This window comes from Lactococcus garvieae subsp. garvieae (assembly GCF_029024465.1).
Classification (GTDB): Bacteria; Bacillota; Bacilli; order Lactobacillales; family Streptococcaceae; genus Lactococcus; species Lactococcus garvieae.
Map to the genome: position 1 here is coordinate 215273 of NZ_CP118950.1, position 16348 is coordinate 231620.

The following is a 16348-nucleotide window of genomic DNA, read 5'->3' on the forward strand; positions in this document are numbered from 1 at the left end:
ATCACAAAGCTCCTAAAGGCCATATAGCAATTGATAAAGAACAGTTTCCCTGTTTTTTTGCTATAATAATAAGGCATATATTTTGATAAGAATAGGTTAAAAAATGAATAGAGCAGAAGAAATAAAAAAACGCCGTACCTTTGCCATCATCAGTCACCCGGATGCTGGTAAAACAACAATAACAGAACAACTCCTTAAATTTGGTGGAGCCATCCGTGAGGCTGGAACTGTCAAAGCACGTAAAACAGGAAATTTTGCAAAATCGGACTGGATGGACATTGAAAAAGAACGTGGGATTTCTGTGACTTCATCAGTTATGCAGTTTGATTATGCTGGTAAGCGCGTGAATATCTTGGATACACCAGGACACGAGGATTTCTCAGAAGACACTTACCGTACCTTGATGGCCGTTGATGCTGCAGTCATGGTAATCGATAGCGCCAAAGGTATTGAGGCCCAAACTAAAAAACTTTTCCAAGTTGTGAAACGCCGTGGCATTCCGGTATTTACATTTATTAATAAATTGGACCGTGATGGACGTGAACCCCTGGATTTACTGAGTGAATTGGAAGATATCTTGGGTATCGCTTCTGTGCCAATGAACTGGCCAATCGGTATGGGGAAAAATTTCCAAGGTCTCTATGACTTTTATAACAAACGTATTGAAGTTTATCAGCCTGAAAACGGTCAGCGCTTCATCGAATTTGGAGAAAATGGTGAGATTGATGCCAGCCACCCACTGACAAGTAATCCTTTCTACGCACAAGCCATGGAAGATGCGGAACTCTTACTTGATGCTGGGAATGAATTTGACGAGGAAGAAGTACTTGCGGGTCAGTTGACACCTGTCTTCTTTGGTTCGGCCTTGACGGACTTTGGGGTTGAAACCTTCTTGGACACCTTCTTAACTTACGCACCAGAGCCTAATGGACATAAGACTGTTGAGGATGAAATCATCGATCCATTACGTGAAGAATTCTCAGGTTTTGTCTTTAAGATTCAAGCCAACATGGATATCCGTCACCGCGACCGGATTGCCTTTGTGCGGATTGTATCGGGCGAATTTGAGCGAGGAATGGGCGTGAAACTCCTTCGTACAGGGAAACAAGTCAAACTTTCAAACGTTACTCAGTTTATGGCAGAATCTCGTGAAAATGTCGAAAACGCTGTAGCAGGTGATATCATCGGGGTTTACGATACAGGAACTTACCAGGTTGGTGATACACTGACCACAGGTAAACTTAAAACGCCTTTTGAACCGCTACCCACTTTCACACCGGAACTTTTCATGCGCGTGACTGCTAAAAATGTCATGAAGCAAAAATCATTCCAAAAAGGGATTGAGCAGTTGGTACAAGAAGGGGCGATACAGCTCTACAAAACCTATACGACAGGGGAAATTATGCTTGGTGCAGTTGGACAACTGCAATTTGAAGTGTTCAAACACCGGATGGAGAACGAGTATAATTCAGAAATCATCATGACGCCAATGGGGAGCAAGACAGTCCGTTGGATTAAACCTGAAGATTTGGATGAAAAGATGTCGTCAAGCCGTAATATCCTTGCACGAGATCGCTTCGATCACCCGCTCTTCCTCTTTGAAAACGACTTTGCCATGCGTTGGTTTAAAGATAAATATCCTGATGTAGAATTGATGGAGCAATTCTCTGTTTAATATTCTGACAAATTACAAAAAAGTCCTTAAGGGCTTTTTTATATGCAATGACTATCTCAAAAAATGTACGCGTGAAAAATCCATTAATACCTTTTTTATATAACATATGTATATTGGTGGATTTGAAGTTGTCTCCTATGCTATAATGAAACCTATGCAAAATTATAGTAATATAAATAAAAAGAACAGAATATTGCAAATTGTTTCAATGCTCTCCTTATTTATAGGTTTATCTAGTGTAAACTTTGATCAAGTTTTACCTGAGGAAGTAACTTACTCAACTCCAGTTAGTTTTTTACTTTTAGTCTATCGTATTATTGGATTTTTCGGTCTTGCTTATCTGGCACTTGTTTTTGTAAAGAATAAAGATATTTGGATGATGCAGGTCGCGAGACGTTCGAGGGGGAAAAACAAGCTCTTGGACTGGAAAAGAATCATTGCTGTCCCTTGTGTTTTATTTGCTTATTATCTTTTTCATCTTTCGATGATTCTGGTTGAGAATATAAATAATGCAGCTTTTAGAGCAGATTATATTTCCTTAAATTTAAATCTACTTGTTGAGCGTTACTTGCCTTTAGCTGGTATACTTCTTTTAGCTATAGGATTGGTTACACATATACCTGACAATAAGAAATTAAAAAAAGTATCCAATATCGCTGCGGATATTAAAGTTGAACATTTCTATATGGCTTTGCTGACGAGTGTGGCCTTTCTTGATCATATGACCCGTCGTTTAGTTTGGAATACAGGCTTTGGACCGACAAATTCTGCAGGAAATCTACGCTTGGTTTATGTCGCAAACAATATTGTAGGACGTGATGACTTTTTACGTCTTTATGGAAATTTTCTTTTCGCTTTTATTGTTATTTGTGTTCTAAGCTATTTTATTGTCAAAGGGGTTCAAGCATTTAAAGCCAACAAAGTAAACTGTTCAATGGCTTTAACAAGCAGTTTACTTCTGGCTCTGATATTTAACTATTTTATTCAAGCATCAATGAGAGTTGAAGCAGCGCCGATGATTTATGGGTATGTTGTGGCGGGAGTAAGCCTTTTCCAAATTTTAGTTTTAACTTTGATTTTTATGGCTATCTATTTGCTGCTTAATCGTTACATGATTGCTACGGCGGTTATAATTCTCGTCTTTGGAAGTTTTACTGTCGGAAATGCAATAAAATTTTCTGAGCGACAAGAGCCTATTTATGTTTCAGAACTTTCATGGTTAATGAATCTGAAGTCTTTACTCTCTTTCGTTGATTTAAAATTGGTAGCTGTAGCTGCGACAGTACTTTTAGTCCTTGTAACTCTTGTTATTTTATTAAGCCGAAAATTTTTCAAAGGTAAGATAATGTCTTGGAAAGAAAGAGGATGGACAGCGATCATTCTTATCGTTCTTGCTTTTCCCTTAGTTCAAAACTTCCGAAACTTTACCTCTCCAGATAAACAGATAAATGTGCCGATTTTAACACAATATATCAAAGTTTCAAATGGGGATATTTTATGGAAAGGCTCACCAAATATTGCGCGTGCCAAGTCTCTTTCTTACGTTTGGGTAAAGCAAATATTTGGTAAAGCAATGGAAGAACCGGAAGGTTACAGTCAAGCCAAAATACAGGAGATTGTTCAAAAGTATAGCGATGAAGCGGAGAAAATCAACAAAAACCGCTCCTCGCATATCACGGATCAAACAGTTATTTATCTTTTAAGTGAATCCTTGTCAAACCCTAACCGTGTCCAAGGCGCAACTTTATCAGAAAATCCTTTGAAAAATATTGATGAAATTAAGGCAAGTGCAACGGGCGGCTTAATGTATTCTAATGGTTTTGCTGGTGGAACGGCCAATATGGAAGCACAGACTTTAAGTGGACTTCCCAAAGTCAATTTTTCAAGCAATATTTCTACGATTAATTCAGATGTTTTTCCAAGTATGCCGTTTATTCCTTCTATTTCTAATTACTTCCCGGAAAAAATTGCCCTTCACCCCGAAAATGCAACCAATTATAATCGTAATTCAATCTATAATAAACTTGGATTCGATCATTTCTATGCGCTCTCGGGTACAGATAAAGCTGATTTATTAACCAACCAAGAAACTCTTGATGGCAAGGTTTCAGATGCTCAAACATATAGAGATGTTTTAGATAAAATTGATCCCTCTAAGTCACAATTCTTTAGTGTTTTGACCATGCAAAACCATATGCCATACACGAGCTATTCTGGGTCTTCCACTATAACAGCTTCAGGGGAAGGTTACTCAGAAGCGCAAAATCAACTTCTGGAGAATTATGTTCGTAAGATTTCGGATACAGATAAAGCAACGAAAGAATTCTTAACAGAACTTGAGAAGATTGATAAAAAAATTACTCTGGTTTTCTATGGAGACCACTTGTCGAATGTCTTTCCTTCTGACTATGCCGGCTTCAAAGAGGATCCATTAAATGCCTATAAGACAGATTACTTCATCTGGAGCAACAAAGGAAACACTACCGATAAACAAGTGGACTTAAGTTCAGCAACCTTTACGCCCGCTTTATTTGAAGCGACAGGCTCAAAAGTTTCACCTTACTATGCGCTCTTGTCAGATGTGATGTGGGAAGTTCCGGCAGCCTATAACTCCCCTCTATCTTCAACAGTAACCCTGACAGAAGAACAAAGCAAGCGTATGGAAGATTTGAAGTTGGTACAATATGACTTAACCTCTGGTAAACATTATTTGAAAGAAGATTCTCCTTTCTTCAAATTGGAAAAATAAAAAAAGCACTTCTAGGAGTGCTTTTTTATTGACTTTTTAGATGCTAAAAAAAATTTAAAAAAAAATAAAAAAGGTAAGCATTTACATCTTTAAAAGTATGATATAATAGTCAAGTTATATATTCAGGCGAGTTAAGACAAATATTTTTTCGCCTGTAACTGAGCTTTCGAGCTTGGTCGTCATATTTGCCAGTGGCAAATTTAGAAAATTATAGGTGAAACAATTGAAATTCAACGAACTCGGCCTTTCAGAAGGCATTGTCGAGACGCTTACAGCTATCGGTTATGAGCAACCAACGCCCATCCAAGAGCAAACGATTCAACTCGCGCTCTCAGGACGTGACGTTCTTGGACAAGCTCAAACAGGTACTGGTAAAACAGCCGCTTTTGGCCTTCCAACAATCGAAAAAATTAATCCAGAAAATAAAGCGATTCAAGCTCTTGTAATCGCACCAACACGTGAACTTGCTGTTCAAGGGCAAGAAGAACTTTTCCGCTTTGGTAAATCTAAAGGGCTTAAAGTCCGCACTGTTTTTGGTGGTTCAAGCATCGAAAAACAAATCAAAGCTCTGCGCTCAGGTGCACACATCGTTGTCGGTACACCAGGACGTATGGTGGATTTGCTTAAACGTAAAGCACTTGACCTTTCACATCTTGAAACATTGATTCTTGATGAAGCAGATGAAATGCTTAACATGGGCTTCCTTGAGGATATCGAATTCATCATCGGTAAAACACCAGCAGAACGTCAAACATTGCTCTTCTCAGCAACTATGCCAAATGACATCAAAAAAATTGGTGTCAAATTCATGAAGAATCCAGAGCATATCAAAGTTGCGGCTAAAGAAATGACCGCTGATCGTATCGATCAATACTTTATCAAGACAAAAGAATTTGAAAAATTTGACGTCTTGACACGCTTGCTTGATGTTGAACGTCCAGAACTCGCTATTGTTTTTGGACGTACAAAACGCCGTGTGGATGAAATCACACGTGGTTTGAAATTACGTGGTTATCGTGCCGAAGGTATTCACGGTGACTTGGACCAAAACAAACGTTTACGCGTGTTACGTGATTTTAAAGGTGGTCACTTGGACATCTTGGTTGCTACTGACGTTGCAGCCCGTGGACTTGACATCTCAGGTGTAACCCACGTTTACAACTACGACATTACGCAAGACCAAGAAAGCTACGTTCACCGTATTGGACGTACCGGTCGTGCTGGTAAGTCAGGTCGTTCTGTAACCTTCGTCAGTTACAATGAAATGGGTTATCTCCGTGCCATTGAAAAATTGACTAAGAAAGAAATGAAAGGCATGCGTCCGCCAACAAAAGAAGATGCTTATCAAGCTAGCCTTTCTGTTGCCATGGATGAAATCAAACGTGACCTCCAAGACGGTAGTCTTAAAGGTAAGTTGACAAAATTTGATGCTGATGCAGAACAACTCTTGGCAGAATATGATGTCAAAGAATTGGTAGCCATGCTTATCCAAAGCCGTGTGAAAGACCCTGACACAATGCCAGAAGTCCAAATCACAGCAGAACGCCCATTACCATTTAATGGTGAAGGCAAAGGCTTCAAGGGCAAAGGTAAAGGCGGCAAAGGTGGCGGCCGTTATGGGCGTGACCGCAACAACAATCGCGGTGGCCGTGGTGGCGATCGTGATGGCAAGGGCGGTTACCGTGGAAAAGGCGGCGACCGTGACCGCGATGACAAGAAACGCAACTGGCGTGATCGCGACGATAAAAAACGTGACTACTACAAGAAAGACCGTAAACCAAAAACACAAGGCAGCGAAAAACAAGCTGGCTTCGTAATGCGTAACCGCGGTGACAAATAAGAAAAATTGTCAAGGAGAAATAGTCTAATTCTCTATTGTCAACATTAAACTCTCAGCTCAATGCTGAGTTTTTTTTTGCTTTAAATTAAGTTGTCTTATCTTGAAAATACAAATAATTTCTCTTCGTCAGGAGAAATAATAATTCTGGAGAAGTGGCCAATCATAGAAAACGCAAAAACATTACAAAAACATTAGAGGATTTAAATTTTATTTTTATTTTCCCATATCTTTTTTACTTTTGAAATAAATGTTATATAATTGTTTTGTAACCGAAACGTAATTATGGAAATTCTAGAAATCTAAAAGATTGTATGGTGTAACTTTTGATATATCATGAGTTGTGATTTCACCTAGAAAGGAGGTAGTCAAATGAGCAAGACTCAGTTACAGCCAGATAATATAAAAGATTGGGATCTTAGTGGTGGAGGTGGTTTTACCTTGTCAGCTCTTGAGTTTTCACAAGATATTCAAGAACAGCTCAATGAAGTGAAAAGAATTCTCGCAGCAAGCGAAGCGAAGCAAGAGGATACGCCATTCGTAGATACGCCATTCGTAGATACGCCATTCGTAGATACGCCATTCGTAGATACGCCATTCGTAGATACATCATCCGATAGGTCGGGAAGTGAAAGGATAACAGAGGGGGACACAAGTGTTACTTCAAAAACAGATCAAGTTTTAAGAGAAAAAGAACTTGTATCGGAAGATTCCGATAAGATGGGGGAACGCAAAGTAGTAGCGTCAGAAAACCTTTCTTACCATTACTATAATGCTTTTCCTCAAGAAGCAAAACAGTATCCAACGCTGCTTATTAGTAAGATGACAGCATCCCCAACTGTACGTTCAGATTTTTATCACCCGGGATGTCCAGAGTTGGATTTCGATACTTATCAGGATAAACAGCCTGCTAAGTCCAAGTCAAAGGGTGCAAGTCTTATAAGCAATGCCTTCTTTTACTTGATTATTATTGTACTCTTGATTTTTGTAGAATCACGCTTGATTTTACAGGATGAAGCCAGCAAACCAGTCAACATTGGTGGTTTTTCTCCGATGACTGTTCTCTCTAATTCAATGAGGAGTGTTTATCCGAGAAATAGCTTTCTCTTGACGCGTCAGGTTGATGCAAACACACTGGATATTGGTGATGACATTACCTTTATTACAGAGTCAGACCGGGTGGTGACACACCGTATCACTGGAATTGAAGAGAATCATCTTCGTACACGTGAGCGTGGGTTTACAACGAAGGGTGTTGATAACCAGAGAGAAGATAGTGATATGGTTCATGCAAGTAATGTTATCGGTCAGGTTATATTTTCAAGTTACCCGATAGGAAGAGCTATTCATTTTATCCGGAATAATCTTGTTGTATCTGTTATTGTCATGCTGATTGCAATGTTGCTACTTCATGAAATTATGAATTTCATCGTTATGGCTATTAAACAGAAGCGGTTTAAATCTGGAAATAAAAGAAAGAGAAACCGTCGTGCTGTGACAGAAAGGAAACCTCTGTCTCATGAAGCTAGATAACTTTTTTTCAAGAGTGACTTTAAAAAAACGATACATTATCCCTGTTTTATTAGTAGTGATTTTGAGTTTGAGTACAACAGGAACTTTTACATGGACTTCTATAGATCAGCGCGTGATAAATGAAACACGACATGAAGGCGCTCCTGGTGGCCGTCTGCACGATGATTTTGAGGGTTTGGATCATATCATGAGTCGTGGACGCGGCAGAGGAAGAGTGAATAAGGATATCTATGTTGAAAATTATTCTTCCAGAAATATATTGGCACGTGTACGACTTAGTGAGTATCTGGAGATAGGCGAAGGTGCTGGAACTGAAGGCACTCTTAATCAGGCAAGTCCGCCCAGTGGTGCAGGCTTGGATTCAGCAACGTTGAGTGATAAGAGCTCATGGGCTATCGTTAGACCTGATGGATACCTCTCTGATGGGACAACACCATCCACTTTACGCAATTACGTAGGTCTTTATCTTGGTGATGATAATAGCCGACCCAAAATTTTTATGCCCACCTTCAACCGGAACAATCAAAATCAAGAGTCGAACACCACAGGTCAAGGACTGGAACTGCTGACGGGTACATTCAATACCAACTTAGGTATAGCGATGCCAGGGACTCATGATCAGTGGACACTGGGGCAGACACATACGTCAACCTTACGAAGCTGGAATGAAGTGAGCAATACAGAAGTCTTAACACCTAATGTGACGCATACAGCTCAGGAGACAGTTGAGTCGGAAAATGGAGGTTACATGACCATGAGTCAGTGGATTGCAGCTGATCGTCCAACAGGGAACTTCTGGGTACATGATACGGATGGTTGGATTTATTGGGCAAACTGGTTGCCCAAAGCCGCTGCTACCAGTCTTTTACTTGATGCCTTGGATATCAATTTTGATACAGAAAACACTTATTATGGGATGCATGCAGAGGCAGAGTTGGCGACAGTGGAAGATCTAGACAACTGGGTTGGCGTGTCATCATTAGCACGTGATCTACTTGAGCGTATCACATAAATTAGAAACAAAGAGAAACAAAAGAATAACCAATGAAAGGGGGTGGTTAATTGAAATAAATTATAGCCACTCGATAAAAAGAAGGCATTGAACTAAGGTAAATCAAAAAATAAAAAAGGAGAACAAGGAAATTATGAAAAAGAGAACAAAAAATCTTATCAAAATCGGCGGACTCGCTGCCGTACTAGCTCTAATCGGAGGCACCTTCGCCTTTACGAGCTTTGGCCAACGCGCCCTCAATATCACAGAGGGTACCAATCGTCCTGAATATGGGGGACGTGTGCACGACTATTTTGACGATGAGTCAGGGAATAAAGATGTCTTTTCGGAAAACTTTGGTACCAGTCAATTGTTTACACGTGTAAAACTTACAGAACTCTTTACCAAAAATGGGGTATCTATTGTTGATGAGCCAACTATCGATGTCAATGATCCAGAGACTTGGCCGACTTGGATTCCAGGACCTTCAGGAATAGCTGGTAGCGAAGCTGCGGGCACACGTATTGGTATTAATGAGCCGATTAATCAGTATTTTCATCTGAGCTTGGGACAATCCACACATGGAGACGACCGCCCATGGTTCCTCCCAACCTTTAACTTAGACCCACTTTCTATGATGACTGCTGCAGCAGGTGCAGGGTTTGACATGGAGCATGAAGGCGTGACTCACCCGGGTGACGGTACAGCGAACTACTGGGGAGCAGGAGATACTTCTTTCGCGCTTCCAGTAGCAGGAGACTCGGCAGAAGAGCATGCGGTGCAACAAGTCCTTGATCAAGAGCGTCCACCGTTGACATATGCTCAATGGCTGAATGCTGGAACACCTGTTGGTAACTTCTGGGTTATCGACCAGGATACAGGCTGGGCATACTGGGCGAACTTCTTAGCAGGTGGCGCCGCAACGAGTTTCCTCGTAGACAGCAAGCTTCCACAAGATGCTTTAGCTGACATTGAGGGAGATTGGTCATATCAACTCCATGTTATTGGTCAATTTGCTTCTGAAGGAGATATTTCAGAGTTTTGGGAGTCTGATGATGCCGCAGGACTTAGTACAGAACACGGCGAAAGAGTTATTGAAGAGATTTTAGATGCACAGACTCCTGCACCATAAGAGTTGGGAAGTCAGAAATTAGAAATTTATAATTCTTTAAATTAAAGAAAGGAGGACCGCTTTGAGTAGAATCAAGCACATTTTCAGTAAGTTGAATGTGAGGCATCGTGTCCTCCTTTCTGCTCTTTTATTGACACTGATAGCCACGGGAATTACAGGGACCTTGGCGTGGAGTAGCGGCAGGCAGAGTGCGCTTAATCAGGGGCAAACCAGTACAGAAATGCGCCCCGTTCATTTGCTGAAGCTGGAGAGGGATACGGAAGGAAACCAAACAGAAATAGCTGTTCCAGGAGCTGACTTTGTCCTCTACAATAATCAGGACCCAGAAAATCCTGTACAAATACAAACCACTTTTACGACAGATCAAGAGGGAAGAATCACGGTTTCGCTTCCACCGGGGCAGTACTTCTTCCAAGAAATTCGACTGCCTTATGGTTTTGCGCCAGACTTGGATTCGGATAATCAACCGATACGGCGGTATGACTTTACCGTTACGATGGACACGACAAATGATAGTCCCGTAGTGACAGTTTATAACCGCCGCTTATCCGGAGATTTGATTATTGAGAAAACCTTGGTGAATGATGATGGACAGGAACTTTCGGATGAGCAGCGCACCCAACTTTTTGAATTTCGTGTAACTTTTTCAGACAATGGAACTTATGAATACCAAATCAATGGCGAAGGCGACATGCATGAGCTAGCTTCAGGGGAAACGCTAAAGCTCGCTCATGGACAGCGTGCAGTCTTTACCAATATCCCTGTCGGTGTGCATTACACTGTCGAGGAAGTTGATATGGCTCATGGTCAAGCTAATAATTCTTCGGGTAATATCAGTACTACTCCCTCTATAGTAGCTTTTACCAATCGGGACATGACGCGCCGAGGGAATCTCATTTTGGAAAAAGAAGTGCAAAACTCGGATGGTTCTCCTGTGACAGATGAGCAGAAGTTACTTGACTTTGAGTTCGAGATAGAATTTTCAAATGTACCTTATGGCGCTTCCTTCCGCTTTACCACTAACCGTTATCAAATTGATGATGTCCCAAACAACGATGATGACATCCGTGAAGGGACAGTTACCAGCGGTGATACACTCACTCTACGTCACGGGGAAATTCTTACCATTCATGATTTACCAGTGGGCGCTTCTTATCAGATTCGTGAATTAGATACTCCAGATTTTGTTTCTGGCACAGGCATCGTTGAGGGGAACATTGTACAAGATGCTAATAATAGGCATCGATTTATCAACAGTTATCAAGTTGGCGGCGTTGAGCCTACTCCGGGAGCCCTGTCCTTTGAAAAACAAGTTATTTCAGAGGATGAGGCAGCGCGTGAAAGAGAGTTTGAATTTGAAGTTACTTTCGAACCGAATGAAAATCAAGTCTTCCAATATCGGATTGTTGAAGGGACTACAGTGGGCGCGTTGCAGGACTTTGTTTCTGGCGATAGCATTCGCCTGAGACATGGTCAGAAAGTTGTCTTTCCTGATCTGCCTCCTGGTTTGACTTACACTATCCGTGAGATTCCAAGTGATGACTTCTTTGAATCAATTGATGAGGTGAGTGGTACAACACTAAGTGGTGGCAGTTCACACCATGTCTTTGTAAACCGGGAAATACCGAGTGGTTCGGCTCATTTGATTATTGAAAAAAATGTTTTGGGTGTGGGTTACAATGCCGATCATGAGTTCTTGTTTGATCTTTATATCAATGGAGTAAGGCAGGAGGAAGTGATTCGCCTGAGAAGCGGTCAGTCTTCAGAACCAATTGAGCTTGAACTTGGCGATCGTTGGCGTGTTGTTGAGCGTGACAGTTACAGTAGTGGCTTTAGTCAGGAGAGCATCAGCAATGCTACGGGAACCGTTGGGCAGGTGCATATTGGACAGAATATTTATGTCCGTCAAACCAACCTTTACATTCGTGAGACTATTAATTTGTCCGGTCTTAAGACCTGGGAAATGCCAACAGGTGTGCAACCTCCTCAGCATATTACTGTCCAACTCATGCAAGGCAATATTGTGGTTCGGCAAATCAATGTTGAAGGGCCTCATTGGACTTACAGCTTTGAAAATTTACCGAAATTTGACAATGAAGGCAATGAAATTCACTATACTATCCGAGAGGTACCCGTTTCAGGTTGGCAACCGGAAATGAATCCTGACAATATTAACCTGCATAATGTTTGGGTAGACCCTGTTATAGCTAGATTAGAGATTGAAAAGCAAATCACAGGAGATGAAGCACCGAATGACGAACGCTTTGAGTTTGTCATGAATCCTGGCGGGCATGTTGTGACTATAACGAATAATGGTCGTGTAAGTTTCCCAGAGCTTTCCTTTGATCGTCCAGGGACGTTTGAATTTACCATTCATGAAACACGAGGAAGTACCTTAGGTTGGGTTTATGACAATTCCGAGTACAAATGGTTTGTTAAAGTTGAACAAGGAACAGATGGTTTACTTTCCCTAACTGAGCAATGGCTAACCAAAAATGGAGAGCGTATTGATGGTTTAAGGCCTGTCTTTACCAACCGTTTTGATGCTTCGGCATTGCTTGGCGAAACAATAGATATTCCAGTGAAAAAGGTTTGGAATCATAAAGAATTGACCACAGACTTGCAACCTCACATGATTGTTGTACAGTTAATGACTGGGGATGAGGAAATAAGCCGTAGAAAAGTTACGGCAGAAAGTGATTGGGAAACTGTTTTCCAAAATCTACCGCGCTATGATTCTCAGGGAGAAGTAATTGATTATCAAGTAAAAGAGCTTGAAGTCAATGGCTATGCTGCTAAAATAAGAGGAAGTGCTCAAAAAGGCTTTACTATTCAAAATACTTATGTAGGAATGAAAGAACCACCAAGTAAGGCACCAACACCAGATAGACCAAGTACGACAGAGCGCTTACCTGATGTAGGTGATAGATTGACGCTTGTGGCTATTGCTTTAGGACTTGTGTGTCTAAGAATCGCTTATCTTCTCTATAAAGAAACCAGAAGCAAAAAAGATTAGTCCGAGATTTCTAAATCAATATAAAAATGGATGGAATTGATATTCCTCCATTTTTATATTGTGTATATATGGGATAAATAAATCAATAAACTATCATCCATATCTTGTTTTGAGTCATAGGGTTCATTGAACGAAACTTTAAAAGAGAAAGACCCCATCTCCTGTTCTATTTGATATAAAATATAAGAAGGAAGGAGAATATATATCTAAAATATGATAGAATAAACACTATGACAAATAATACTTTTAAATCAGGATTTGTAGCCATTTTGGGCCGTCCCAATGTTGGGAAATCAACATTTTTAAATCATGTGATGGGTCAAAAGATAGCGATCATGAGCGACAAGCCGCAAACAACGCGGAATAAAATTCAAGGAATCTATACGACAGACAAGGAACAAATTATCTTTATTGATACACCAGGTATCCATAAACCACATAATGCCTTGGGTGATTTTATGGTACAGTCTGCCTATTCTACTCTTCGTGAGTGTGACATGGTACTTTTCATGGTTGCTGCTGACGAGCCGCGCTCAACTGGTGAGAACATGATCATTGAACGCTTGAAAACAGCAGATGTTCCTGTGATTTTGGTGGTCAACAAGATTGATAAAGTGCATCCAGATGCCCTTTTTGAAACTGTTTCAGACTACACTTCACAAATGGACTTTGCAGAAGTTGTGCCGATTTCAGCACTTCAAGGCAACAACACGGAACGTTTGCTCGAAACCTTGAGCAACAAGCTTGAGGAAGGGCCTCAGTATTTCCCAGAAGACATGGTGACAGATCACCCAGAGCGCTTCTTAGTCAGTGAAATGATTCGTGAAAAAATTCTTCTTTTGACGCGTGAAGAAGTGCCGCATAGCATTGCGGTTACCACAGATTCGATGAAGCGTGATGAAGAAACCGGAAAAATTCATATCATGGCAACAATCATTGTTGAACGTAAGAGTCAAAAAGGGATAATTCTCGGTAAAGGCGGCGACATGATTCGTAAGATAGGGAAAATGGCCCGCCGTGATATTGAGTTGATGCTGGGTGATAAAGTTTATCTTGAAACATGGGTCAAGATAAAAAATGACTGGCGTGACCGTAAGATGGATTTATCCGACTTTGGTTACAAGAAAGAAGATTATATGTAAAAGTTGGCTCGTTTGAGCTGCTTTTTTATTATATCGAAAAAACCAATATAATCTATTGATTTTAATAAAGAAATAGACTATAATATTGATAGGTTCAATATTTGATGAGTGGAAAGAGCCCCCAGCTTTTGTATGGGATGTGCTGTATTCTTCCTTCATCAGACCCAATAATTAGGATAGGATGTTGCAAACAGATGCCTGAGTTACCAGAAGTCGAAAATGTACGCCGAGGCTTGGAAAAGCTGGTGAGAAATAAAAAAATATTGGAGATTGAAAGTTCTTATCCACGAATGGTTTTAACAGGATTCGAGGCGCTAAAAAAAGAACTTGAAGGCCAAGTCATCAAAGATATCCAGCGCCGTGGGAAGTACTTGCTTTTTGATTTTGGCCAGTGGACCTTGATTTCCCATTTACGTATGGAGGGGAAATATCGGGTGGAACCCCAGGACTTTGTAAAACAAAAGCATGATCATGTCTTTGTCAAGTTTTCAGATGCGACACTTATTTATGCAGATGTCCGCAAGTTTGGGACTTGGGAATTATTGAAAAGTCAGGATGTTGAACGTTATTTCATTTCGAAAAAGATTGGCCCAGAGCCCAGCTTTGAAACCTTTGATGAGGGGATTTTTGCTGAAAAACTAAAGAAATCGAAAAAAAAGATAAAACCTTATCTTTTAGATCAGACTTTAGTTGCTGGGCTAGGAAACATCTATGTTGATGAGGTACTTTGGCGTTCACAAGTGCATCCTGAAATGTTGGCTTCAGCCTTGAGTGAATCTCAAATTCACCGCATTCATGATTATACGATTGACGTCCTCCAAACGGCAGTTGAACGTGGAGGTTCTAGTATACGGACTTATAAAAATGCAATGGGTGAGGAAGGAAGTATGCAGGAATTGCTCATGGTTTATGGCAAGCAAGGGCAACTTTGTCCGAATTGCCAGCACGCGGTGATTGAAAAGATAAAGGTCGCAGGACGCGGCTCACATTTTTGTCCATATTGTCAAAAAGTATAGTGAAAACTTCAATTTTTTACGTACTAAAATATGCGGTGCAATCAGTTTCAAACAAATTTAAAAATGCTATAATATAAAGAGCAAGAGATTAACGGAGAAAATAATGGCTACAAAGAAAAAGAAAAAATTAGAAGATATCACAAAAAAATATGGTGCAGAACGTGAAAAAGCGTTAAAAGATGCGCTTGACCTTATCGAAAAGGATTTTGGTAAAGGTTCTTTGATGCGTTTGGGTGAAGCTGCGAGCCAAAAAGTTCAAGTGACAAGTTCAGGAAGCTTGGCTTTGGATATTGCACTTGGTGCCGGTGGTTATCCTAAAGGTCGTATCATCGAAATCTACGGACCAGAAAGTTCTGGTAAGACTACGGTTGCGTTGCATGCGGTTGCTCAAGTGCAAGCCGAAGGCGGGATTGCTGCCTTTATCGATGCGGAGCACGCTTTGGATCCTGTCTATGCTGCAGCGATCGGTGTCGACATTGACCAACTTCTTTTGTCACAACCTGACTATGGTGAACAAGGCTTACAAATTGCTGAAAAATTGATTGAATCTGGTGCAGTGGACCTTGTTGTTGTCGACTCTGTTGCTGCCTTGACACCCCGTGCCGAAATTGACGGTGAAATCGGAGATTCGACAGTTGGTTTGCAAGCACGTATGATGAGTCAAGCCATGCGTAAGCTTGCTGCAGGCATCAACAAAACAAAAACAACAGCAATCTTTATCAACCAATTGCGTGAAAAAGTTGGTGTTATGTTTGGGAGTCCTGAAACAACACCTGGTGGTCGTGCCTTGAAATTCTATGCTTCTGTACGTTTAGATGTTCGTGGCAGCACAAAAATCGAAGAAGGTTCCGGTGACAACAAAACAGCCATTGGTAAATTAACGAAGATTAAAGTCGTTAAAAACAAAGTTGCGCCACCGTTTAAAGTTGCTTTAGTAGACATCATGTTTGGCGAAGGTATTTCTAAAACAGGTGAACTCTTAACCATTGCCGTTGAAGAAGGCATTGTGAAGAAAGCAGGGGCTTGGTTCTCTTATAATGATGAAAAAATCGGTCAAGGTGCGGAGAAAGCGAAAGCCTTCCTTAAAGATAATCCTGAAATTTTCAATGAAATCGACCGTAAAGTACGTCAAAATCACGGTTTGACTGAAGGTGATGAAGCGGATGAAAAAGAAGAGGTTAAACCAGCAAAAGCAGATGAAAAAGCAAAAGTTGAAGCTGCTGGCGTAGAAGAAATCGAGCTTGAATTAGAATAAAT

Annotated in this window: 10 protein-coding genes; all 10 read left to right on the forward strand. The window is 40.7% G+C overall.

Annotated features, from left to right (window positions below; genetic code table 11):
• Window positions 1-103: 103 nt before the first annotated feature.
• The 10 genes from PYW30_RS01100 (at window position 104) to recA (ending at window position 16346) form a co-directional block, all read left to right on the forward strand.
• Entirely contained in the window at window positions 104-1675 is a 1572-nt protein-coding gene (locus PYW30_RS01100) for a peptide chain release factor 3 (protein WP_042217643.1), read from the forward strand.
• A gap of 154 nt (window positions 1676-1829) precedes the next feature.
• Window positions 1830-4424, forward strand: a complete 2595-nt coding sequence (locus PYW30_RS01105) for an LTA synthase family protein (protein WP_249041103.1) — start codon at window positions 1830-1832, stop codon at window positions 4422-4424.
• A 223-nt stretch (window positions 4425-4647) separates the two neighbouring features.
• On the forward strand, window positions 4648-6264 hold the full coding sequence (gene cshA / locus PYW30_RS01110; protein WP_042217641.1) for a degradosome RNA helicase CshA: 1617 nt from the start codon (window positions 4648-4650) through the stop codon (window positions 6262-6264).
• Window positions 6265-6633: 369 nt separating this feature from the next.
• Window positions 6634-7794: a signal peptidase I gene (locus PYW30_RS01115; protein WP_042217638.1), complete on the forward strand. Its 1161-nt coding sequence runs from the start codon at window positions 6634-6636 to the stop codon at window positions 7792-7794.
• Window positions 7781-8806, forward strand: coding sequence for a hypothetical protein (locus tag PYW30_RS01120; protein ID WP_042217636.1), 1026 nt, complete (start codon window positions 7781-7783; stop codon window positions 8804-8806). Before PYW30_RS01115 ends, PYW30_RS01120 begins: the two co-directional genes overlap by 14 nt.
• Before the next feature lie 133 nt (window positions 8807-8939).
• A complete protein-coding gene (locus tag PYW30_RS01125; RefSeq protein WP_042217634.1) occupies window positions 8940-9917 on the forward strand; it encodes a hypothetical protein in 978 nt (325 codons plus the stop codon).
• A gap of 61 nt (window positions 9918-9978) precedes the next feature.
• Window positions 9979-12933, forward strand: coding sequence for a DUF7601 domain-containing protein (locus PYW30_RS01130; RefSeq protein WP_042217632.1), 2955 nt, complete (start codon window positions 9979-9981; stop codon window positions 12931-12933).
• Between the two features lie 230 nt (window positions 12934-13163).
• Window positions 13164-14075: a GTPase Era gene (gene era / locus PYW30_RS01135; protein WP_003133835.1), complete on the forward strand. Its 912-nt coding sequence runs from the start codon at window positions 13164-13166 to the stop codon at window positions 14073-14075.
• A gap of 194 nt (window positions 14076-14269) precedes the next feature.
• A complete protein-coding gene (mutM, locus tag PYW30_RS01140) occupies window positions 14270-15091 on the forward strand; it encodes a DNA-formamidopyrimidine glycosylase (protein WP_042217630.1) in 822 nt (273 codons plus the stop codon).
• A gap of 103 nt (window positions 15092-15194) precedes the next feature.
• On the forward strand, window positions 15195-16346 hold the full coding sequence (gene recA / locus PYW30_RS01145; RefSeq protein ID WP_042217627.1) for a recombinase RecA: 1152 nt from the start codon (window positions 15195-15197) through the stop codon (window positions 16344-16346).
• The last annotated feature ends 2 nt before the right edge of the window (window positions 16347-16348 follow it).

Coding starts and splice junctions, on each gene's coding strand:
- PYW30_RS01105 (WP_249041103.1), top strand. CDS start 1,830: ATGCAAAATTATAGTAATATAAATAAAAAGAACAGAATATTGCAAATT.
- PYW30_RS01115 (WP_042217638.1), top strand. CDS start 6,634: ATGAGCAAGACTCAGTTACAGCCAGATAATATAAAAGATTGGGATCTT.
- recA (WP_042217627.1), top strand. CDS start 15,195: ATGGCTACAAAGAAAAAGAAAAAATTAGAAGATATCACAAAAAAATAT.
- mutM (WP_042217630.1), top strand. CDS start 14,270: ATGCCTGAGTTACCAGAAGTCGAAAATGTACGCCGAGGCTTGGAAAAG.
- PYW30_RS01125 (WP_042217634.1), top strand. CDS start 8,940: ATGAAAAAGAGAACAAAAAATCTTATCAAAATCGGCGGACTCGCTGCC.
- PYW30_RS01120 (WP_042217636.1), top strand. CDS start 7,781: ATGAAGCTAGATAACTTTTTTTCAAGAGTGACTTTAAAAAAACGATAC.
- PYW30_RS01100 (WP_042217643.1), top strand. CDS start 104: ATGAATAGAGCAGAAGAAATAAAAAAACGCCGTACCTTTGCCATCATC.
- era (WP_003133835.1), top strand. CDS start 13,164: ATGACAAATAATACTTTTAAATCAGGATTTGTAGCCATTTTGGGCCGT.